Consider the following 19,739-nt stretch of genomic DNA (forward strand, 5'->3'; position numbering starts at 1 on the left):
CAGATGCCCATCATCGACGCGTCGTGAAAATATCCGAAGGCCTTGATGTGACGGGCGCGCGCCGTCAGGTCCGTGGGGATGTCGGCGCGCGCGGGATTGGCCTTGCCGTCCCGCAGCGCATCCATCATCGCCTGATAGGGACGCATGGCGTTGGCGATGTTTTGGGGCGTATCCGGGCGGGAAAACCGGGGGACAGGCAGGCGGCTGGGTGGCGCGCCCGCCGGCAGGCCCGCCACCCGGCGCAGCCGTTCGAGGGGGTAGGGCCCGAGATCAACGGGGCGTCGCCTGTCGGAAAAGAACTTCATCCCTGTGAGGTGCCACAGGCCAGCGGCTAATGCCAGCGTCCCCGTGTCTGACCGCCGCTTGACAGCTTCGGGCACCCGGTCACATGATCCGGACCATAGGAGGAGTTTCAACATGACAGTGTTCAATCGTCGCCAGACCCTGCTGACAATGGGGGCTGCAACGGCTGTGGGTCTTGCCGCACCGGCGCTGGCCCAGCCGCGCAAGATCACGGTGGGCGCGCTGCGTTTCACCAGCCACGCGGGCAGCTTCGTCGCGGTGGAGCGCGGCTATTTCAAAGAGGCCGGGCTGGATGTGGAACTGCGGTTCTTCGACGCCGCGCAGCCCATGGCGGTGGCCATCGCCAGCGGCGATGTCGACTACGCCATCACCGCGATTTCCGGCGGGCTCGTCTCGTTGGCGCAGAAGGGAGCGATCAAGGTGATCGGCGGCGCATTGCAGGAAGAAGTCGGCATCGACGGGCAGAAGTTTCTTGTGTCCGATGCGGCCTATCAGGCCGGGATCACGGCGCCCGGGCTGCTCGACGGGAAGAGCTTCGGTGTCACGCAGACGGGGTCCTCTTTCCACTACATGGGTTCCAAGATGGCCGAGGCGGAAGGCATCAGCCTGACCTACAAGCCGCTGCAGAAGGTCGGTGCCATCATCGGCGCCCTGAAATCCGCGCAGATCGACGCATGGTCCATCGTGCCCCATATCGCAAAGCCGCTGGCGGAATCAGGTGCCGTTCATATCATCGGCGACGTGGCGACCTATCTGCCGGACTATCAGGTTACGACCGTCTTCACCTCTACCAAGAATGCCGAGAGTGAACAGCAGATGACGCAGGACTTCATCGGGGCCTATTCGAAGGGTGTGGCCGATTACAACGATGCGATGATCACAAAGTCGGGCGGCGAAGACGGTGTCATGGCCATGGTCGATCTGATCCATCAATACGTCTATACCGACAGGCCCAGGGAGAAGGCGGCGCCGTCGATCATCAACGGTACCATGCGGCTGAACGAAGGGGCCGCGATGAACGTCGCCTCTATCGCGGATCAGCTGAGCTGGTTCCAGTCCGAAGGGCTGGTGGATGCGGACATCACGCTCGAGACCCTGATCGATACCTCATACGTCAAGACGCTGGGCGTTTGACCTACGCCTGCCGGTTTTGGGGCGGGTGGTTGCAGTCCGCCCCCCGGTATCGGAAAGAGCGGTATGGACCTGCGCCTCGATCATGTGAGCCATCTCTATGGCGATACCGAAGTTCTGCGTGATATCACGCTGGATATTCCGTCGGGGCGGATCGTCTGTATCGTGGGGCCATCGGGCTGTGGCAAATCAACCTTGTTACGCATACTGGGCGGGCTTGAACGCCCCAGCGCGGGGCGGGTGCTGCAGGTGGGGTCGCCGCCGCCGGATTGTCTCAACGCGCTGACATATGTCTTTCAGGATTTCGCGCTGTTGCCCTGGCGCAGCGTCGCCCAAAATGTCTCCCTCGTGCTGGAGGATCACCGGCTGGGGCGCGACCGGAGGGAAGACATCGTGACCGACGTATTGGCGCGCACCAAACTGTCGGATTTCGCGCATGCCCTGCCAAAGCAGCTTTCGGGCGGGATGAAACAGCGCGTCGCGATTGCGCGGGCGCTGGCGGTCAATCCGGCGGTGATGCTGATGGACGAGCCGCTGAGCGCGCTCGACAGTCAGACCCGCGAATTGCTGATGGACGATCTGATCACGCTCTGGACCCGGGAGCCTTTCACGGCTGTCTACGTCACCCATAATTTGTCAGAGGCGGTACGGCTGGGCCACCGCATCGTCGTTCTGTCCCGTAGGCCGGGACAGATCAGGGAGATCGTCGAACTGGACCGCCCGCTGGCCGAGAGGCAGCCGGGGGATGCGGATCTGGAGGCAACACAGGGGCATCTGTGGTCTCTCATGCGGAATGAGGCCGCGGCAGCGGACGCGGAGCTGATGGATGTCTGAAAGCGCGCGCGAGGTTCCCTTTCGCGGGGGCGGTTTCGTATCCCGGCCCCGGCGCTGGATCGGCCTTGCGGTATTCGTCCTGTTGCTGGCGCTGGCGGAATGGGGCACGCGCACGGGTGCGATTTCGGCGCTGACCCTGCCCCGGCCGAGCGATGTGGCGCTGACCTTCGTGGAGCTTTACGACTCCGGCATGCTGTTTGCCCATCTGGTGCCCTCGCTCACCCGGCTGGCGGTGGGGGCCAGCATCGGGGTGGTGCTCGGCGTTTCCATCGGGGTTGCCATCGGGCTATTCAGCCATGTGCGGGCAGGGCTGACCCCGCTTGTCGCGGCCCTGTTTCCGATCCCCAAGATCGCCTTGCTGCCGCTCTTCGTCATCTGGTTCGGCATTGATGAGGCCAGCAAATACGCGTTGATCGCATTCGGAACTTTCACACCCACGGTGGTGGCGACCTATGCCGCCGTCGATAACGTGGACCGCACGCTGATCCGCATGGGTCAGAGCTTTGGCCTGCGGTGGAGTTCGATCGTGCGCAAGATCGTCCTGCCCGGGGCCATGCCCGGTATCCTATCGGGCCTGCGGATCAGCCTTGCCATCGCCATCATCCTGCTGGTCGCGGCGGAGATGTTGGGCGCGCAACACGGGATCGGAGCCTATATCCTTGAAGCGGGCAGCCTTTATGATCTGGAAAGGTTGTTCGCCGGGGTGGTCATCCTATCCGTTCTCGGGGTTCTGGTGAGCGCCGCGGTTGCGGCGGTCGAACGCAGGGTGTTGCGCTGGCGGGTCTGATGGACCGGGGGCCAGCCCCCGGACCCCCGGAGTATTGCCGAAAGGGTGAAGGCCAGGTGCATCCCGAATTTGGGTTGCGACCCGCCGACGCATGGGCGGGTGGCGTGGAACCGGCGCATCGCGCACCGGGTTATGCCTGCGTATCTACGGAGGCATCGAATGGCGAAATACAGCGAAGGCGACCGGGTCGAGTGGGACTGGGGGAAGGGGACCGGAAGCGGTAAGGTCCAGAAGACCTACACCCAGAAGATCACCCGAAAGATCAAGGGGAGCGAGATCACGCGGGACGGTTCCGACGAAGATCCTGCGCTTTATATCGAACAGGAAGACGGGGACGGGGTGCTGAAGCTGTCTTCCGAAGTGCGCAAGGCCTGACACCGTGGTGCCGGCGGACCTCGTTTACTACACGGACGCACAGCCGGGGATCACCCGGCTGCGCCGGGGGCGGGGTTTCACCTATCGGGCACCCGACGGCACCACCATCGCGCGGGGCCCGGAGCGGGAACGGCTGGAGGCGCTGGCCGTCCCGCCGGCTTATGAAGACGTGTGGATGTGCCCGCTGCCCAACGGCCATTTGCAGGCGACCGGGATCGATGCCCGGCAGCGCAAGCAATATCGCTATCACGTGGAGTGGTCCGCGCATCAGTCGGAGACGAAATTCGCCTCTCTGGCAGAGTTCGGTCACCTCTTGCCGCGTTTGCGGCGGCGTGTGCTGAAGGATCTGGAGGAAGAGGCGGGGGATCGTATCTTCGCGCTTGCCAGTGCCGTGGCGCTGATCGACAGGACATCCATCCGGGTCGGCAATCCCGACTATACCGAGGCCAACGGCACCTATGGCGCACTTACCCTGCGGCGCAAACATGTGAAGCTGGAGAGCGATACGATCCAGCTGCGCTACACCGCCAAGGGCGGCAAGAAGGTGCGCCGGCAAATGAAGGACCGGACGCTTGCACGGGTGTTGGAGAAAACCGCCGACCTTCCCGGGGCAGAGCTTCTTACATGGGTCGATGACGGGGGGGAGGTTCGTTCGCTCAATTCAGGGGCTCTGAACGGCTATATCGCGGAGGCCGCGGGGCAGGAGGGGGTGACTGCCAAGACCTTCCGCACCTGGGCAGGGACGCTTGCCGCCTTCGAGATCGCGGAAAAGGGGGCCGCGACGATCAAGGCGATGGCCGAAGCGGCGGCGGAACGGTTGTCGAATACGCCGACTGTTGCACGCAACAGCTATATCCACCCGTCTGTCATTGAACTGGCGGGGCAGGACCCGCTGACGCTTGAGCCGGAGGGCATGACGGGCCTTTTCGCCGCGGAACGGCGCATGCTGACCTATCTGGAGCAGTGCTGATCAGGTTCCGGCCACCGACGGGTGGTGGCTAAGGAGTTACTTATCTCGGATCTTTCAGTTCAATTCACCACGGCGGTCAGGACGATTTCGCCTTCCATATAGGTCGCGTCATGGGCTTCGCCTTCGAAGCGGGCGGGGGTTGTTTCGTCCAGCAGCAGGGTAAAGCTGCCATCAACGGGAATCTTGTCGCTCGACCATTCCTTAGTCGGCGCACCCACCACATGCTCTGAAAAGGACGCGTTGTAAAAGACGATCGAGTCGCCGGTCTTTGCGTAGACCGTGGGCGGGAAATAGGCGCCATTGAGAATCTGGACTTCGTGCACTTCGGCCAGGGCGCCGCTTGCTCCTGTCAGGAAGGCCGCACTTGCCAATGCGAAGCGGATATTGCGCATGTTATGAGACATCATGGTGCTCCTCGCGAAACGGCCCCACCCGGTATCGGACACATTTTCGTATAACCTGAATCGGGCAAAAATGAGGCGGGTAGCCTTGTTTCGCGGGCCGGATGCTCAGACAGCAGTGTCATCCTGCTGGGCGACTTCGCTGTGCAGCCAGTCCAGAAACGAGGTGAGCGCCCCTGACTTTTCGCGCTCCTGCGGCCAGACAAGATAATAGCTGCCGATGCTCTGGGTGGTATGCCGCGACGCGAGCACCAGCTGCCCCTCCGCCAGATAGGGCCGGGCGAAGAACGTCGGCAGCAATGCCACGCCGAGGCCATGGATCGCGGCCTGCGCCATGGTCGAGAACTGGTCAAACATCATGCCGGTTTGCGGCGTTTCATCGATCCCATGGGCCGACAGCCAACGGGCCCAGCCGCGCGGGCGCGTTTCCAGATGCAGCAGCGGATGGGCAAGCATGTCTTCCGCCGAATCGATCGGTTCGGCGATCAGGCCGGGGGCGCAGACGGGAACCACGGTTTCGGGCATCAGCGGCAGGTAATCGACGCCCGGCCAATCCTCGAACCCGAAATGGATGGCAGCGTCGAACCGGCTGCCCTGGAAAGAGAAGGGCTGCAACCGGGTCGAAAGGTTCACCGTCACTTCGGGATGGCTTTGCCCGAAATCCTTGAGGCGGGGGGCCAGCCAATGCATGCCGAAGGCGGGCAGGATCGCGAGGTTCAGTGTGCCGCCAAGCGGGTTGGCCCGCACCGATAGCGATGCCTGTGCGAGCTGGGCGAGGATATCGCGGACCCGCAGCACGTATTGCTGCCCCGCCGGCGTCAGGACCAGTTGCCGACCCTGCCGGTCCAGCAGGCGGACGTCCAACTGGCTTTCGAGCGTCTTGAGCTGGCGGCTGATCGCGCTTTGGGTCAGGGCCAGTTCGCTTGCCGCCCTTGTGGCTGATCCCAGGCGCGCGACAGCTTCGAAAGCCAGCAGCGCCGAGATCGAGGGCAGAAACCTGCGCGGGGCCAACATATGACTTTTACTCATAGGTTCAGAATAAAGCATCGATAGAGTTATCGGCCCGGATTTGCAATACTGGTCCCTGAACGCAGCCTTTGAAAGGAAATGCCATGAATGCCGAAGCACCCATCCTGAAAGCCAAGGATGCCCCCGATCTGGGTAATTTCGACTGGGCGGATCCGTTCCGCCTGTCCGACCAGCTCAGCGAAGATGAGCGGATGATCCAGGAAAGCGCCCGTGCCTATGCGCAGGAAAAGCTGCAACCGCGGGTTATCGAAGCCTTTGCCAATGAGCAGACAGACCCGGAAATCTTCCGTGAAATGGGCGAAATGGGGCTTCTTGGCGTCACGGTTCCGGAAGAATACGGCGGGCTGGGCGGCAGCTATGTGTCCTACGGTCTGGTGGCGCGCGAGGTCGAGCGCGTGGATTCTGGCTATCGCTCCATGATGTCCGTGCAGTCGAGCCTCGTGATGTATCCGATCTATGCCTATGGGTCGGAAGCGCAGCGCAAGAAATATCTGCCGAAACTTTCCAGCGGGGAATGGATCGGATGTTTCGGGCTGACCGAGCCGGACGCGGGCAGTGACCCTGCAGGCATGAAGACCCGCGCCGTCAAGACGGACACGGGTTATCGCATCAGCGGCTCCAAGATGTGGATCAGCAACGCGCCCATTGCCGATGTCTTCGTCGTCTGGGCGAAGTCCGAAGAACACGGCGGCAAGATCCGCGGCTTCGTGCTGGAAAAGGGCATGAAGGGGCTGAGCGCGCCGAAGATCGGCAACAAGCTGTCGCTGCGCGCCTCCATCACCGGCGAAATCGTGATGGACAACGTGGAGGTGGGCGAAGATGCGCTGCTTCCCAATGTGCAGGGGCTGAAGGGGCCGTTTGGCTGTCTGAACCGGGCGCGCTACGGTATCAGCTGGGGCGCGATGGGGGCAGCCGAATTCTGTTGGCACGCTGCCCGTCAGTACGGGCTGGACCGCAAGCAGTTCGACAAGCCGCTCGCCCAGACGCAGCTTTTCCAGAAGAAGCTGGCGGATATGCAGACCGAGATCGCATTGGGTTTGCAGGCGTCGCTTCAGGTCGGGCGGCTCATGGATGCGGCGAATGCCGCGCCCGAGATGATCTCCATCGTCAAGCGCAACAACTGCGGCAAGGCGCTGGATATCGCCCGGATGAGCCGGGACATGCATGGCGGCAACGGTATCTCCGGCGAGTTTCAGGTGATCCGCCACATGATGAACCTCGAGACGGTGAACACCTACGAAGGCACCCACGATGTCCATGCGCTGATCCTCGGACGGGCGCAGACTGGGCTGCAAGCGTTCTACTGATCTGCAAAATTGACTCAGACTGGTAAAGAGGGTGGAGCGGTAAGGCCGGTCCGCCCACTTGGGCAAGTCATGCCAAGCCTGAAAACCGCCATCGCTACCCTTTTCGAATCGGAGCGGATCGTGCTGGATGCCGTCGAAGGCGGATCGATCGATTTCGCCGGTTTCCAGGCCGTCTGGGCCGCATTCGAAAGGTCACGAACATGAAGTTAGCGAGGGTAGGAGAACCGGGGCGGGAGCGTGCCGCGATATTGGATGACGCAGGCAAACTGCGCGATCTGGGGGAGCATTTCGCGGATGTGGACGGCCCTGCGCTGTCGGTCGCCAGCCTCGCGGCCTTGTCGCGGCTCGACCTCGATACGCTGCCGGTCCTGCCCGACGATACGCGCATCGGTGCTTGCGTGGGCGGCGTGGGCAAGTTCCTCTGTATCGGTCTGAACTACCGCGATCACGCGGAAGAAGCGGGCATGGCGATCCCTGAACACCCGATCCTCTTTCTCAAGGCCAATTCGGCTATCTGCGGGCCGAACGACGATCTCGTACTGCCGCGGGGCTCGACGGCGACAGATTGGGAAGTGGAACTGGGCGTGGTGATCGGCACCCGTTGCAAATACGTCTCCGCGGAAAACGCGCTTGAACACGTGGCCGGTTATTGCGTCATCAATGACGTGTCGGAGCGGGACTTTCAAGCCAAGCTGACCGGGCAGTGGACCAAGGGCAAATCCTGCGACAGTTTCGGCCCGCTGGGCCCATGGCTCGTCACGACGGATGAGGTGCCGGACCCGCAGGCGCTGACGATGTCCTGCACCGTCAACGGCGAGACGCGCCAGTCCGGCAGTACCGAAACCATGATTTTTTCGGTGGCCGAGATTATCTCTCATCTCAGCCAGTTGATGACGCTGCATCCCGGGGATGTCATTTCCACCGGCACGCCGCCGGGGGTGGGCATGGGAATGAAGCCGCCCCTCTATCTGAAGGCCGGCGACGTGGTGGAATGCGAAATCGCGGGCATGGGTAGGCAGCGTCAGAAGGTGGTGGCCGACGGCTGACACCTCTCCGCGCCCGCTGCACCATGGCGGGCGTTACTCCTCCAGCGGTGGCGCGCCCCCGGCGAAGGTATTGCCCTCGACGTAATTGCAGGGGTCTTCCTGCATCTGCAGATGCAGCTCGTTACCCGTGTAGGCATGCGCGCGGGCGAGGTCTTCGTCCACATCGATGCCGAGGCCCGGGGCAGTGGGTGCGGTAACGAAACCGTCCTCCACCCGGATGCAGCCCCGGATCAGTTGATCGTGGAACGGGGTTTCGATGGTTTCGGCCATCAGCAGGTTGGGGATGGAGACGGCGAAGTGGATGTTGGCCGCCCATTCAACCGGTCCCGCATAGAGATGCGGGGCCATCTGGGCATTGTAGACCTCCGCCATTGCGGCGACCTTTTTCATTTCCCAGATGCCGCCCGCCCGGCCCAACGCAGGCTGCAGGATGCTTGCCGCGCCTGCGCGCAGGATCGGGGCGAATTCCGCCTTGGTCGTCAACCGCTCACCCGTGGCGACGGGAATGCGCACCGCTCCCGCGACGCGGGCCATCTCGGCGACATTGTCGGGGGGGATCGGTTCCTCGAACCAGAGGGGGCTGTATGGCTCCAGCGCCTGCCCCAGCCGGATCGCCCCGGCGGTGGTAAACTGGCCGTGCGTGCCAAAGAGCAGATCGGCGCGGTCGCCTACCGCTTCGCGGATCGCCTTGCAGAACGCGACGGATTGGGAAATGTCCGCCATCGCGGGCATATGGCCGCCGCGCAGGGTATAGGGGCCCGCGGGGTCGAACTTGATCGCGGTATAGCCCCGCGCCACGCAATCCGCCGCCGCCTCTGCCGCCATTTCGGGGGAGGTCCAGAACGCGGTGATGTCATGATGGGGCAGGGGATAGAGGTAGGTATAGGCGCGCACCCGTTCGTTCATGCGGCCGCCGATGAGCGCATGCACCGGGCGGTCCCGGTCCTTGCCGAGGATGTCCCAGCAGGCGATTTCCAGACCCGAGAAAGCGCCCATGACCGTCAGGTCCGGTCGCTGGGTGAAGCCCGAGGAATAGGCCCGGCGGAACATCAGTTCGATGTTTTCCGGGTTTTCGCCCTGCATGTGGCGGGCAAAGACATCCTCGATCACGTGGCGCATCGCCTCGGGACCGACCGAGGATGCATAGCATTCCCCCCAACCGGTCACACCGCTGTCGGTCGTGAGCTTCACCAATATCCAGTACCGCCCGCCCCAGCCCGGTGCGGGGGGCGCTGTGACGATGATGCCGAGATCCTGTAGCTTCATGGGGTCCCCCCTGCGTGCGCGTCCGCGACCCGTTGTATCATGGGCGCGTAGTGATCGAAGCCAGGCGTCTGCCGGGCCGGGTCCTTGCCGGCGTCGTCCCAGATCCGGACCTGAAGGATCGCATCCAGATTCGGCTCAGCGGCGAAGCGCCGTACTTCATCGGCATCCATCGGCCCGCCCTGCAGGTTCAGCGTATGTACCGAAGCCGGACTGAGCTTGTCGAAATAGGCGGGGTCGGTGGCGCAGAGATAGCGTTTGGCCGCCACGTGATGGCGGATCGGGTCTGTCACCTCATTGGGAAAGAATGGCGCAAGCACCCGCGCGCCCGCTTCTTCGTGCAGGTTGTCGGTGCCCTGTGCCAGCGCGTCGTCGGGGAATTCATTGGTGTAATGGCCAATGTCATGCAGCAGTGCCGCGACGATGGTGCGTTCGGAGGCACCGGCTTCCTCTGCCAGTTGCGCGGCCTGCAGCATATGCTGTGACATGGTCACACGTTCGCCCAGATAGCTTTCGGCGCCCCTGCGGGCAAAGATGTCGCCTATGAACTCGACGATGGTGCCGGTGGTCAGCGTCTCGGTCGTATTCATGCCGCGGCTCCTTCCAGTGCCGCGAGAGTGGAGAGGATGCCATCCTTGTCGGCATAGCATCCCTGCAGCCAGCGCGTGCCCGACCCGCTGTAGCCCTTGCGGGCATGCAGCACGCGGGTGTTGTCCACCACGAACCCTTCGCCCGGTGCCAGCTTGAACCTGACCTGCATCGCCTCATCGTCGATGATCGCGGCAAAGCGCCGGTAGGCCGCGTAATAATCGGCCATCCGGTCAAAGGGTACATCGGTGAAGGGTGCCGCCGAACGCGCGTTGAACCGCACCGCCTGCAGAACACCGTCGGGGGAAAGCTCGATCAGCGGGCGGCGCGCGTGAAGCGCCACGCCAGCGGAGCCGGTGTAGCTGAACCGCGCGCAATGCTGCGACAGTAGATCAAAGCCGCGGGGGTCCTCTTGCTGCAGCCGGCGGGCGGCCGCGAAACCATCGACCACCATGCTGTCGCCGCCCTCGGCGCTGTTTTCGAGACAGCAAAGAACCTGCACCGTCGGTTGCGGATCGCGGTAGGGGTTGTCGGTATGGGCCTGAAGGCCAAGCCCGGTGTAGGCGAGGTTCACGGGGTTCACCTCTGTCCGGACTTCGAAATGCCGACCATAGTTGGTTTCGCGCACATGGCCGAAAAGATCGACAACATCGAAAAGCGCGCCCGGTTCCTTGCGCAGGCCAGTGACCTTGGCCACCCCGTAGCGGCGCAGTGCGGCGAGCCAGCTGCGCAAGGCCTCCCCCCGGTCCTGCAATGCCGCCAGATCGGAAGACGGCAGATCATCACTAAGCGCATTGTCCCAAGCCTTCGCGCCCTCGGGCAGACGGCCCGCTTCGCGCGGCTGCGGCCTGTCGTAGGCATGGGCGGCAAGCCAGTCGCCGTCGAACCGCGCCTTGCGATCATCGGCGGCGAAGGTGACGGTGACCGACTTCCCCTCCAGTGTCGCATCGCTCAGGCGGCAGTCCTTTGGCAGGTCGGCAAGGGTGGTCAGTTTCTGCCCGTTACCGGGGTCGCGCGCCCAGTCTTCCTGCGCGTTGTCGCGCAGCCAGACCGCATGGAACCGCAGGCGTTCCCCGGCGGCGGTGGTCAGCGCCAGTATGTCCCCGCCGGATTGCAGCGTCGCTTCGGTCAGTTGCATGGCCATGCTCTCCTTTCCGGCGGGGCGGCAAGATTCAGCGGTCGAAGATAATCACGTTCCGCCGCGCCGCGCCTGTCTTGGTGTCTTCGATGGCTTCGTTGATCTGGTCCAGCGTCCAGCGACCGGAAATCAACTCATCCAGCTTCAGGCGTCCCTGACGGTAAAGGTCAACCATCCACGGAATGTCCCGCTGCACGACCACGTCGCCCATCTTGGAGCCGACCATTCCCTGACCTGTCGCCGCCAGCATTACGGGTTCATAGGTGGACATCGCGCCGGAATGGGGCATACCCACCATGATGACCTTGCCGCCACCCGCAAGGTAGCGCGGCGCGGTGTCATAGGCGGGAATGGCACCGACGGTAACGATCACCGCGTCGGCACCCCGGCCCATGGCTTTCTTGGCATCACGCCAAGGGCTCTTGCCGGTGGCGAGCACACCGTCGGTCGCGCCGAATTCACGGGCGATCTGCAGTTTCTCCTCGCTCATGTCCACGGCCACGATCCGCCGTGCACCGGCGATCCGGGCACCCTGAATGGCGTTGAGGCCAACGCCACCGGCGCCGATCACCACCACGTCCTGCCCGGTGCGCAATCCGGCCGCGTTCACCACGGCGCCGACCCCGGTGATGACACCGCAGGCGATAAGGCTGGCGGACTCCTTGGGAATATCGTCCCCGATCTTCACCACCTGGTTCTGTTCGACGACGACCTTCTCGGCAAAGGCGCCGGAGGCCATGGCCTGATGCAGCTTGCCGCCGTCCTTCGTTTTGAGGGGGCCCGCGTCGCCGTCATAAGGCGTTTCGCATACCGTCGGCTTGCCGCTGGCACAGCTGGGGCAGGTGCCACAGGCGCGGATCAGTGTCACGACCACGCTGTCACCCGGCGCGAGCCCCCGGACGGAAGGACCGACCGCGGAAATGCGCCCCGCCGCTTCGTGACCATAGACCGCCGGAAGCGATCCGCCCCACGCGCCGCCGGCGAAGGAGATGTCCGAATGGCAGATCGCCACGGCATCCAGTTCGACCTCGACTTCGCTGCCTTCGGGGGCGCGCAGATCGACCTCTTCGATAGTGAGGGGGGTGCCGAACTCATGGCAGACGGCGGCTTTGATCAGGGCCACGGCAGTTCCTTTCAGGTCTCGTTCAGGGGCGGAAGGTGGCCGTTCCGCGCCAGTGACGCAAGCGGCTTTTGCCTCTTGCGGTAAATCAACCGTCAGCTGCCTGTTCGCGCCCTTCTGAGAAAGAGCGCAAGCCCCAGCAGTGAAAGCCCCAGCGCCAGCAGAAAGGGAGCGCCGGGCAGGTAGACCGGCGCGCCCGTCCGGGTGAAGGCAGCAAAGGACCATGTCATCGCAAGCGGGGAAAGAATCATCGCAAGCGAAGACGCCGAGGTGAGTGCGCCCTGCAGTTCACCCTGTGCATCCGCGCCGACCCTCCGGGACATGATGCCCTGCAACGCGGGGGGAATGACCCCGGCCAATGCCGCAAGCGGCGTGAGCACCAGCGCGATGCCCCCCGATCCGACGAAGGCGAGCAGCGTGTAACTGAGAATGGAAAAGAAGAACCCCGCCAGCACGATACCGGCTTCTCCCGCACGGGTCAGCAGCGGGCGGATCAACACGCCCTGCACCAGCGCCATCGCGGTACCGTAGACTCCCAGCGAAATGCCGATTGTTCCGGGGCCCCAGCCATACCGCTCCTGCGCGAAATAGGCCCAGACGGCGGGAAAGACGGCAAAGGCCACGTGATAGAGGAAATAGATCCCCAGCAACCGGCCCAGCCCGGGCAGACGGCCCAGATGCCGTACGACGCCCAGCGGATTGGCGCGCCGCCATGACACCGGGCGCCGGTTCGCCCGCGTCACCGTTTCGCGCAGAACGAACCAGCCGAAGACGACATTGCCTGACGCAAGCAGCGCCGCCGCCCAGAACGGCGCGCGGGTGCCGTAGCCTGCAAGCAGCCCGCCAATCAGCGGGCCCAGCACGAAGCCCACGCCAAAGCTCGCCCCGATGAGGCCGAAGGCAGCAGCACGCCGTGCGGGTGGGGTGACATCCGCCATATAGGCGGAAGCGGTCGCCTGTGTCGCGGCTGTCACGCCACCCACAAGGCGGCCCAGTAGCAGCAGCCAGATCGTCCCCGCCAGCGCCATGACGATGTAATCCGCCGCCATCACGGCAAGTGAGCCCAGCAGCACCGGCCGGCGCCCGAACCTGTCCGACAGGGCGCCCACCACCGGGCTGAAGAGAAATTGCATCACGGCGAAACTGGTAGCCATCACGCCGCCCCAGACCGCCGCGCGCGCCAGATCGCCCCCGGTCACCTCGCGGATAAGGTCGGGCATCACGGGTACGATCAAGCCGATTCCCATGGCGTCGATCACCACGGTGATCAGGATGAAGACCGTCGCCGCGCGCATGGATCAGAGTTTCGCGACCCGTTCGGCGAAGGCACGGGCCATCGCGGGGGCCTCGCCCATCTGGCGGGCCGGATCGAAAAGGTCTGGAGGCAGGTCGGGGTAGTCGGCCCTTGCCAGTTCCGCCAGCGGTACGCGTTTTTCCTGTGCATCGCGGCAGAGCCGCTTGGTGACCTGTTGTGCTTCGGGCCGGGGCATCCTGTCGGTCAGCGCGAAACTCAGCGCCTCGGCATGGACAAGCCCGATCCCTTCGTCGAGCGTCGCGTGCATCCGGATGGGTTGCGGGCCGAGGCTGGCGGTCAGACGGTTCGCCTGCCCGAGTGCTGCCGCGCAGGTAAGCGTGAGTTGCGGGACCATCATCCACTCGGCGAACCATGCCGCCCCGTCGCGCTGGTGTTGATGCGCGGCGGCGGCCTGCAGGCCCGCGCGCAGCCCGGTGAACTGGTGGCCGAGCGCCACCAGCGCCGAGGGCCCTACCGGGTTCTGTTTCTGCGGCATGGTGGAGGATGCGCCCACCGCGCCGAGGCTCACCTCTTCCACGCCGCTGGCAGTGAGGCCCAGCAACGTCTGCCCGATATGGCCCAAAGCTGCGGTTACGCGGCCTTGCCAGTCCGCGATGCGCAGGATCGGGGTGCGGTCGGTGTGCCAGCTTCGCCCCGGATCGACGAGCCCGAGCGCGCCGGCCAGTGCGGCGCGGGTTTCCCCGGCCTGCGGACCAAGGGCAGAGGCCGTTCCCGCCGCGCCAGAGAGCGACACCCAGAGCGCGCCCTGACGCAGCGCAGGCAATTCCTCCAAGGCATCCGCCAAGGGCGCGCCGAAGGCTGCGATGACCGCCCCCCATGACGTCGGTGTGGCGATCTGCCCCCATGTCCGGGCCGGCATCGGTAGGCTGGCGTGTTCACCCGCGGCCCGCCCCAACGTGCCGAGGATGGCGCGTAGGTCGGTTTCCGCCAGCAGCAGCGCCTGCCGCAGGCGCAACATCAGCCCTGTGTCGATGATATCCTGACTGGTGGCCCCCCAATGGACGTATTGCGTGTGTTCGGGGGCCTGCATCTCTTGGCGGAAGGCAGCGACGAGCCCCGGCACGCAAACGCCGTTTTCGCCCGTGGGGGCGGCCAGCGCCCCGGGATCGATCTGTATTTCAAGGCTCGCCCGGTGGATGGCAGCGGCACTGATCTCGGGGATCACGCCGAGACTGCCCTGCACCTTGGCAAGCGCACCTTCGACCAGCAGCATCGCCCGGATCGCTGCCGTATCGGAAAACAGCCGCCCCGTCTCGCCGGTGTCGAAGAGGCGCGCGAAAAGCGGGCTGTCGAAAACCGAAGCCGCCATGTCAGCGCCGTCCCTTTCGCGTGAACAACTGGTCAGACATGCCCCACCCCCTTGAGGAAATCGGTGAGGATACGGCCGTATTCCTCGGGCTGTTCGACGCAGGGCAGATGGCCCGCCTTGCGGATCAGGGCGAACTTGCTGGCCGGGATCAATTCTACCGTCTCGCGCACCAGATCGGGCGGGGTGGAGCCGTCTTCGGTGCCCGCGATGCCGAGTGCAGGCAGGCGCAGCCCGCTTGTGGGGGTCATAAAATCGGTATGCGAGATCGCGGCGGAACACCCAGCGTAGCCCTGCGGCTCCTGCCGGACCAGCATGTTGCGCCACAGCTCCAGTTCGGGCGTGTCCCGGAACTCCTTGGAGAACCAGCGTTCCATGACCGCATCGGCAAGGGTTTCGATACCGTCGCGCAGAACGGTGTCTATCCGCTCGGCCCAGATTGCCCGGGTGCCGATCTTGCTGCCGGTGTTCGACAGAACCAGCGCCCGCACGATGTCGAGCCGTTTGACGGCGAGCCCCTGCGCGATCATTCCCCCGATGCTCAGCCCCACGAACACGCATTCGCGTACGTTCAGGTGATCCAGCAGGCGTTCGACGTCGGTGATCAGTGCGCCCATGGCATAGGGGGCGGGCGGGCAGCTCGACAATCCGTGCCCGCGCTTGTCATAGCGGATAATCCGCAGACCTTCGGGAAGATGGGGGAGCACCGGATCCCACAGGCGCATGTCTGTTCCCAGCGAGTTCGCGAAAACGACCGGCGGGCCATCGCGCGGGCCCTCGTCGCGGTAGTGCAGCCGGACCTCGCCGGTGTCGAAAAGATGCATGGTGATCTCCCTTCCGTGGTGGTGCGCCCTGAACTGCGCGGCTTAGTGCAACGTCTCCAGCGCCCGGGCGAAGATGTCCGCATCCACGTTTCCGCCCGAAATGGTGACGATCACCTTTTCAGTATCGCCGAAGGCCTCGGGGTGAAACAACACCGCCGCAAGCGCCACGGCGCCACCGGGTTCGGCTACCAGTTTCAGCCGGTTGAAGGCATGAGCCATGGCCTGCAATGCCTCCGCGTCGGTGACAGCGATGCCCGGCCCGGCCAGCCGTTGCATGATGGGAAAGGTAATATCCCCGGGCTGCGGCGTCACGATGGCATCGCAGATGGAACCGCCCATGGCGGGATTGCGCAGAATGCGCCCTGCGGCCAGCGACCGGGTGGTATCGTCAAACCCTTCGGGCTCCGCCGGGCGGGCGCGCAGCCCGGGGGCTTCGGCCTCGAACGCCAGTGCTGTGCCGGACGTCAGACCGCCCCCGCCGCAGCAGATCACCACATCGGCCTGCGTGATGCCCAGTGCGGCGGCCTGCCGCGCAATCTCCAGCCCCATTGTGCCCTGGCCCGCGATGACCTGCGGCTCGTCATAGGGTTTGATCAGGGTGAGGCCCCGTGTCCGCGCCAGTTCGGCGCCGATGTCTTCCCGGCTCTCCCTGTTCCGGTCATAGAGGACTACCTCGGCGCCATAGGCGCGCGTATTGGCGATCTTCAGTTGCGGCGAATCCTCGGGCATGACGATGACCGCCGGGGCCCCGTGCATTCGCGCGGCCAGCGCGACACCCTGCGCGTGATTGCCGCTGGAATAGGCAATGACCCCCTTGGCGCGGACCTCTTCCGCCAGCGCCGAAAGCGCGGAATAGGCACCGCGAAACTTGAAGCTGCCGGTATGCTGCAGACATTCCGGTTTGATCCAGACCCGCCGCCCGGCGATTTCGTCCAGCAACGGCGCATTGAGCAATGGGGTCTCGCGCACATGTCCGGCGAGCCGCGCGGCGGCGGCCCGGATCATTTCGATGTTCATTCCATTTCCTTCACGCCTCGGTCCATCGTCACGCGGCTCAGGCCGCAAGATCCGGGATTCCCGAAAGATCGGTCAGTACGCTGTCTGGCTTCCAGGGCAGACGATCCACCGGATCGCCACCCCGGTTGACCCAAGCTGTCACGAAACCATAGCCTTTCGCCGCCGCTGCATCCCAGCCGTTCGACGATACGAAGAGCACCTCTGACTTGGTGCAGCCAAAACGATCCGTCACCAGATCGTAGACCTGACCGTTCGGTTTGAAAATTCCGACGCTTTCGACCGAAAGGCAATCGTCCAGCATGTCGCCGATACCGGCAGATTTGATCGCACCTTCCAGCATGCCGGGGGAGCCGTTGGACAGGATCGCGGTATTCAGCCCGGCCTGCTTCAGCGTGGCCAGCATGGCAGGCACCTCAGGATAGGCCTGAAGCTCCCAGTAGAGTGCCAGAAGCCTTTCGCGCAATTGGGCATCCCTGGCGTGGCCGGTTTTTTCCAGCGTCCAGTCCAGCCCGTCCTGCGTGACCTGCCAAAAATCGGTGTGGGCCCCGGTGATCGCCCGAATCCACGAATATTGCAGCTGCTTCTGCCTCCAGAATTCCGCGATCCGCGGCCAGTCGTCCGCGATATCCCTGTGGTCCGGTTCGGAGGCCGCGCGCCTTGCGGCGGCGCTGACATCGAACAATGTACCATAGGCGTCGAAGATACAGGTGGTAACGGGCATACCGGCTCCCTTTTTGATACCGCCAGACTGTCATGGGGCCGAAGCGGGGAAAAGAGCGGAAATTGCGCGGTCCGGGGCAGGGGTTTACTCTTGGGGTCAACTTCTTCAGGGTGCGTGCCGAATCGGAGCACCCGCGCAGATACGTGGCCTCCCCCCTTTTTCCTTTATATTCCGGAGTATTCAGATGGCTGAGGTCAAATCAGGCGATACCGTACAGATTCACTACACAGGCACCCTGCAGGACGGCACGACGTTCGACAGTTCCGAAGGGCGCGACCCGCTGGAATTCGTCGTGGGTTCGGGCCAGATCATTCCCGGGCTCGACAATGCGCTGCCCGGCATGAACGAAGGTGAGCGCAAGACCGTCAAGGTCGACAGCGCCGAAGCCTATGGCCCGGTGAACCCCGAAATGCAGCAGTCCATCCCGCGGGAAGGCATCCCGGCGGACATTCCGCTGGAACCGGGCACCCAGTTGCAGATGCAGACGCCCGATGGGCAGGCGATGCCGGTGACGGTCGTTTCCGTGGATGAGGCGAGCGTGACGCTTGATGCGAACCACCCGTTGGCTGGCAAGGATCTTCAGTTCGATATCGAAGTGGTAAAGATCGCCTGATCGGCAATCGTCAGCGAAGAACGTAGCGCGCCGGAATCTGGCGCGCTGCGAAACCGGCAGCGGCGGGGGTGATGACTGCCGCGACTGGCATGACAAGTCGCGGAGAGCCTGCCGCGCGTTGGGCAAGCTGATAGGGCTGCGTGCCCACTTCCGCACGTTGACCCGCCTTGTCGCCGTCGCGCTGGGTGGCGGCGATTGCGGCCTGCGGCATCGCGATGCCGCGCAGCGCCTCGCGCAGTTCCGGTTCGCTCTGCAGGGTGACGCCGATGGTGATCGACAGGGCCAGACCGGACAATTTGCCAAGCCTGCGTGCCAGCTTGGCCCGGTTCCGGTGGTCGCTTTCCCTTTTTTGGCGGTATGACAATATCAGTGGCATGACCCCATCCTGAAGGCGAATCGTGAAAGAACGATGGCTTTCGCATTAATTCTTCGCCTTTCTTCCGGCACGGTTCGTGGGCTTCGTGGCGCAAGTAGGGCGGTTTGCCCTTCTCTCCCTGTAAGGCAGGGCATAGACAGCCCGTATGGATGAATTCGAAATCTACCTCGTCTGTCCCCCGGGGCTGGAAACCGCTTTGCTGGCCGAAGCGCAGGAGAAGGGATTCGCCGATCCCACAGCGAACAATGGCGGGGTCACCATCAGGGGAGGATGGCCCGAGGTCTGGCGCGCAAATCTGGAATTGCGCTGCGCAACCCGGGTCCTGGCGCGGATCGGCAGCTTCATGGCATTCCACCTTGCCCAGTTGGACAAGCGCGCCCGGCGGTTCGAATGGGGCAAAGTGCTGCGTGCGGAGGTCCCCTTGCAGGTGCAGGTCACGAGCCGGAAGTCCAAGATTTACCATGCCGGTGCCGCCGCCCAGCGGATCGAAACGGCGCTGCGCGACTCTCACGGATTTACGGTCGATGCGGCAGCGGAACTCGTCCTGAAGGTCCGGATCGAGGACAACCGCGTCACCCTCAGCCTCGATACCACGGGCGAAGCCTTGCACAAGCGCGGGCACAAGCAGGCTGTCGGCAAGGCCCCCCTGCGCGAAACCATGGCGGCGGCCTTTTTGCGCCAATGCGGCTACGATGGCCGCGAACCCGTGGTGGACCCCATGTGCGGATCGGGTACGATTCCCATTGAGGCGGCGGAAATTGCCGCCGGCCTCGCCCCGGGCCGAACGCGCGAATTCGCGTTTCAATCCTTTGCGTCTTTCGATGCCGAAACCTGGGAGGATATGCGTGCCGTTTCCGGGGCCTCGGTGCCCGGGGGATCCCCACGCTTTTTCGGCTCCGACCGTGACGCAGGTGCCATCCGCATGAGTGTGGCCAACGCGGAGCGCGCAGGGGTCGCCGCGCTATGCTCCTTCGCTTGTCACGGGGCGGGTGAGGTCACGCCGCCCGAAGGCCCCCCGGGTTTGGTGCTGGTCAATCCCCCCTATGGCGGCCGGATCGGCAACAAGAAGCTGCTCTATCCGCTCTACGCGACCCTTGGCCAGACGATGAAGGAAAGGTTTCGCGGCTGGCGCGTCGGGCTGGTCACCAGCGAACCCGCGCTCGCCCGGGCCACGGGCCTGCCATGGAAACCGCAGGGCCCGCCCATCGCCCATGGCGGCATGAAGGTCTGGCTCTGGCAGACCGACAAGCTCCGCTGAGCTTCTCATGATCGGAA

The 19,739-nt window shown here is 64.2% G+C and carries 23 protein-coding genes; 10 read left to right on the plus strand and 13 right to left on the minus strand.

Annotated elements, in window-relative coordinates:
- The coding region (locus A3728_RS18775; RefSeq protein WP_150120885.1) for a hypothetical protein at window positions 1-419 on the minus strand (419 nt) is incomplete at its 3' end.
- Between A3728_RS18775 and A3728_RS18780 the strand changes: the two genes are divergently transcribed.
- From A3728_RS18780 to A3728_RS18800, 5 genes are all read left to right on the plus strand, one after another.
- Window positions 418-1,437: an ABC transporter substrate-binding protein gene (locus tag A3728_RS18780; protein WP_067927370.1), complete on the plus strand. Its 1,020-nt coding sequence runs from the start codon at window positions 418-420 to the stop codon at window positions 1,435-1,437. The genes A3728_RS18775 and A3728_RS18780 overlap by 2 nt on opposite strands.
- Before the next feature lie 63 nt (window positions 1,438-1,500).
- Window positions 1,501-2,268, plus strand: a complete 768-nt coding sequence (locus tag A3728_RS18785) for an ABC transporter ATP-binding protein (RefSeq protein ID WP_067927373.1) — start codon at window positions 1,501-1,503, stop codon at window positions 2,266-2,268.
- Window positions 2,261-3,055 (plus strand): ABC transporter permease, encoded by a 795-nt coding sequence (locus A3728_RS18790; protein ID WP_082851183.1) that lies wholly within the window; start codon window positions 2,261-2,263, stop codon window positions 3,053-3,055. The genes A3728_RS18785 and A3728_RS18790 overlap by 8 nt, the downstream gene beginning before the upstream one ends.
- Window positions 3,056-3,214: 159 nt before the next feature.
- Window positions 3,215-3,430: a DUF2945 domain-containing protein gene (locus A3728_RS18795; RefSeq protein ID WP_067927377.1), complete on the plus strand. Its 216-nt coding sequence runs from the start codon at window positions 3,215-3,217 to the stop codon at window positions 3,428-3,430.
- Window positions 3,431-3,434: 4 nt separating this feature from the next.
- Window positions 3,435-4,400: a DNA topoisomerase IB gene (locus A3728_RS18800; protein WP_067927380.1), complete on the plus strand. Its 966-nt coding sequence runs from the start codon at window positions 3,435-3,437 to the stop codon at window positions 4,398-4,400.
- 59 nt (window positions 4,401-4,459) lie between these two features.
- On the opposite strand, the gene A3728_RS18805 is transcribed toward A3728_RS18800, so the two are convergent.
- On the minus strand, window positions 4,460-4,804 hold the full coding sequence (locus A3728_RS18805) for a hypothetical protein (protein WP_067927383.1): 345 nt from the start codon (window positions 4,802-4,804) through the stop codon (window positions 4,460-4,462).
- Window positions 4,805-4,909: 105 nt separating this feature from the next.
- Window positions 4,910-5,815: a LysR substrate-binding domain-containing protein gene (locus A3728_RS18810; protein ID WP_067927386.1), complete on the minus strand. Its 906-nt coding sequence runs from the start codon at window positions 5,813-5,815 to the stop codon at window positions 4,910-4,912.
- Window positions 5,816-5,913: 98 nt separating this feature from the next.
- Here A3728_RS18810 and A3728_RS18815 point away from each other — a divergent pair, with 98 nt between their 5' ends.
- The 3 genes from A3728_RS18815 (at window position 5,914) to A3728_RS18820 (ending at window position 8,183) form a co-directional block, all read left to right on the plus strand.
- Window positions 5,914-7,137, plus strand: coding sequence for an acyl-CoA dehydrogenase (locus A3728_RS18815; RefSeq protein WP_067927389.1), 1,224 nt, complete (start codon window positions 5,914-5,916; stop codon window positions 7,135-7,137).
- 69 nt (window positions 7,138-7,206) lie between these two features.
- On the plus strand, window positions 7,207-7,341 hold the full coding sequence (locus A3728_RS23880) for a hypothetical protein (RefSeq protein WP_269084768.1): 135 nt from the start codon (window positions 7,207-7,209) through the stop codon (window positions 7,339-7,341).
- Window positions 7,338-8,183 (plus strand): fumarylacetoacetate hydrolase family protein, encoded by an 846-nt coding sequence (locus A3728_RS18820; protein WP_067927400.1) that lies wholly within the window; start codon window positions 7,338-7,340, stop codon window positions 8,181-8,183. The genes A3728_RS23880 and A3728_RS18820 overlap by 4 nt, the downstream gene beginning before the upstream one ends.
- 33 nt (window positions 8,184-8,216) lie before the next feature.
- Here the strand turns inward: A3728_RS18820 and A3728_RS18825 are convergent, their stop codons facing one another.
- The 9 genes from A3728_RS18825 to A3728_RS18865 form a co-directional block, all read right to left on the minus strand.
- A complete protein-coding gene (locus A3728_RS18825) occupies window positions 8,217-9,449 on the minus strand; it encodes a mandelate racemase/muconate lactonizing enzyme family protein (protein ID WP_067927402.1) in 1,233 nt (410 codons plus the stop codon).
- The gene (gene tmpB / locus A3728_RS18830; RefSeq protein ID WP_067927404.1) at window positions 9,446-10,036 is read right to left on the minus strand and encodes a (R)-1-hydroxy-2-trimethylaminoethylphosphonate oxygenase; all 591 of its coding nucleotides are present in this window, start codon (window positions 10,034-10,036) and stop codon (window positions 9,446-9,448) included. The genes A3728_RS18825 and tmpB overlap by 4 nt, the downstream gene beginning before the upstream one ends.
- Window positions 10,033-11,178: a 2-trimethylaminoethylphosphonate dioxygenase gene (tmpA, locus tag A3728_RS18835; RefSeq protein WP_443069120.1), complete on the minus strand. Its 1,146-nt coding sequence runs from the start codon at window positions 11,176-11,178 to the stop codon at window positions 10,033-10,035. The genes tmpB and tmpA overlap by 4 nt, the downstream gene beginning before the upstream one ends.
- A 28-nt stretch (window positions 11,179-11,206) precedes the next feature.
- The gene (locus A3728_RS18840) at window positions 11,207-12,295 is read right to left on the minus strand and encodes a Zn-dependent alcohol dehydrogenase (protein WP_067927406.1); all 1,089 of its coding nucleotides are present in this window, start codon (window positions 12,293-12,295) and stop codon (window positions 11,207-11,209) included.
- Between the two features lie 92 nt (window positions 12,296-12,387).
- A complete protein-coding gene (locus A3728_RS18845) occupies window positions 12,388-13,587 on the minus strand; it encodes a TCR/Tet family MFS transporter (RefSeq protein WP_067927407.1) in 1,200 nt (399 codons plus the stop codon).
- A gap of 3 nt (window positions 13,588-13,590) precedes the next feature.
- Window positions 13,591-14,916, minus strand: coding sequence for a lyase family protein (locus A3728_RS18850; RefSeq protein ID WP_067927408.1), 1,326 nt, complete (start codon window positions 14,914-14,916; stop codon window positions 13,591-13,593).
- Between the two features lie 32 nt (window positions 14,917-14,948).
- On the minus strand, window positions 14,949-15,737 hold the full coding sequence (gene pcaD / locus A3728_RS18855) for a 3-oxoadipate enol-lactonase (protein WP_067927409.1): 789 nt from the start codon (window positions 15,735-15,737) through the stop codon (window positions 14,949-14,951).
- 42 nt (window positions 15,738-15,779) lie between these two features.
- On the minus strand, window positions 15,780-16,754 hold the full coding sequence (locus A3728_RS18860; protein ID WP_067927410.1) for a threonine ammonia-lyase: 975 nt from the start codon (window positions 16,752-16,754) through the stop codon (window positions 15,780-15,782).
- 37 nt (window positions 16,755-16,791) lie between these two features.
- Window positions 16,792-17,475, minus strand: a complete 684-nt coding sequence (locus tag A3728_RS18865; protein WP_067927413.1) for a haloacid dehalogenase type II — start codon at window positions 17,473-17,475, stop codon at window positions 16,792-16,794.
- 184 nt (window positions 17,476-17,659) lie between these two features.
- Here A3728_RS18865 and A3728_RS18870 point away from each other — a divergent pair, with 184 nt between their 5' ends.
- Window positions 17,660-18,088, plus strand: coding sequence for an FKBP-type peptidyl-prolyl cis-trans isomerase (locus A3728_RS18870; RefSeq protein WP_067927417.1), 429 nt, complete (start codon window positions 17,660-17,662; stop codon window positions 18,086-18,088).
- Window positions 18,089-18,098: 10 nt separating this feature from the next.
- On the opposite strand, the gene A3728_RS18875 is transcribed toward A3728_RS18870, so the two are convergent.
- On the minus strand, window positions 18,099-18,464 hold the full coding sequence (locus tag A3728_RS18875) for a hypothetical protein (RefSeq protein WP_067927420.1): 366 nt from the start codon (window positions 18,462-18,464) through the stop codon (window positions 18,099-18,101).
- Between the two features lie 145 nt (window positions 18,465-18,609).
- Between A3728_RS18875 and A3728_RS18880 the strand changes: the two genes are divergently transcribed.
- The gene (locus A3728_RS18880) at window positions 18,610-19,722 is read left to right on the plus strand and encodes a THUMP domain-containing class I SAM-dependent RNA methyltransferase (RefSeq protein ID WP_067927423.1); all 1,113 of its coding nucleotides are present in this window, start codon (window positions 18,610-18,612) and stop codon (window positions 19,720-19,722) included.
- The last annotated feature ends 17 nt before the right edge of the window (window positions 19,723-19,739 follow it).

The organism is Sulfitobacter sp. HI0040, assembly GCF_001634885.1.
Classification (GTDB): Bacteria; Pseudomonadota; Alphaproteobacteria; order Rhodobacterales; family Rhodobacteraceae; genus Sulfitobacter.

Excerpts from the sequence above, each read along its gene's own strand:
- A3728_RS18820 (WP_067927400.1), top strand. The coding sequence starts at position 7,338 with ATGAAGTTAGCGAGGGTAGGAGAACCGGGGCGGGAGCGTGCCGCGATA.
- A3728_RS18790 (WP_082851183.1), top strand. The coding sequence starts at position 2,261 with ATGTCTGAAAGCGCGCGCGAGGTTCCCTTTCGCGGGGGCGGTTTCGTA.
- A3728_RS18880 (WP_067927423.1), top strand. The coding sequence starts at position 18,610 with ATGGATGAATTCGAAATCTACCTCGTCTGTCCCCCGGGGCTGGAAACC.
- A3728_RS18825 (WP_067927402.1), bottom strand. The coding sequence starts at position 9,449 with ATGAAGCTACAGGATCTCGGCATCATCGTCACAGCGCCCCCCGCACCG.
- A3728_RS18795 (WP_067927377.1), top strand. The coding sequence starts at position 3,215 with ATGGCGAAATACAGCGAAGGCGACCGGGTCGAGTGGGACTGGGGGAAG.
- tmpB (WP_067927404.1), bottom strand. The coding sequence starts at position 10,036 with ATGAATACGACCGAGACGCTGACCACCGGCACCATCGTCGAGTTCATA.
- A3728_RS18860 (WP_067927410.1), bottom strand. The coding sequence starts at position 16,754 with ATGAACATCGAAATGATCCGGGCCGCCGCCGCGCGGCTCGCCGGACAT.
- A3728_RS18850 (WP_067927408.1), bottom strand. The coding sequence starts at position 14,916 with ATGGCGGCTTCGGTTTTCGACAGCCCGCTTTTCGCGCGCCTCTTCGAC.
- A3728_RS18815 (WP_067927389.1), top strand. The coding sequence starts at position 5,914 with ATGAATGCCGAAGCACCCATCCTGAAAGCCAAGGATGCCCCCGATCTG.
- A3728_RS18810 (WP_067927386.1), bottom strand. The coding sequence starts at position 5,815 with ATGTTGGCCCCGCGCAGGTTTCTGCCCTCGATCTCGGCGCTGCTGGCT.
- tmpA (WP_443069120.1), bottom strand. The coding sequence starts at position 11,178 with ATGGCCATGCAACTGACCGAAGCGACGCTGCAATCCGGCGGGGACATA.
- A3728_RS18780 (WP_067927370.1), top strand. The coding sequence starts at position 418 with ATGACAGTGTTCAATCGTCGCCAGACCCTGCTGACAATGGGGGCTGCA.
- A3728_RS18845 (WP_067927407.1), bottom strand. The coding sequence starts at position 13,587 with ATGCGCGCGGCGACGGTCTTCATCCTGATCACCGTGGTGATCGACGCC.
- pcaD (WP_067927409.1), bottom strand. The coding sequence starts at position 15,737 with ATGCATCTTTTCGACACCGGCGAGGTCCGGCTGCACTACCGCGACGAG.
- A3728_RS18785 (WP_067927373.1), top strand. The coding sequence starts at position 1,501 with ATGGACCTGCGCCTCGATCATGTGAGCCATCTCTATGGCGATACCGAA.
- A3728_RS18875 (WP_067927420.1), bottom strand. The coding sequence starts at position 18,464 with ATGCCACTGATATTGTCATACCGCCAAAAAAGGGAAAGCGACCACCGG.
- A3728_RS18805 (WP_067927383.1), bottom strand. The coding sequence starts at position 4,804 with ATGTCTCATAACATGCGCAATATCCGCTTCGCATTGGCAAGTGCGGCC.
- A3728_RS18865 (WP_067927413.1), bottom strand. The coding sequence starts at position 17,475 with ATGCCCGTTACCACCTGTATCTTCGACGCCTATGGTACATTGTTCGAT.
- A3728_RS18870 (WP_067927417.1), top strand. The coding sequence starts at position 17,660 with ATGGCTGAGGTCAAATCAGGCGATACCGTACAGATTCACTACACAGGC.
- A3728_RS23880 (WP_269084768.1), top strand. The coding sequence starts at position 7,207 with ATGCCAAGCCTGAAAACCGCCATCGCTACCCTTTTCGAATCGGAGCGG.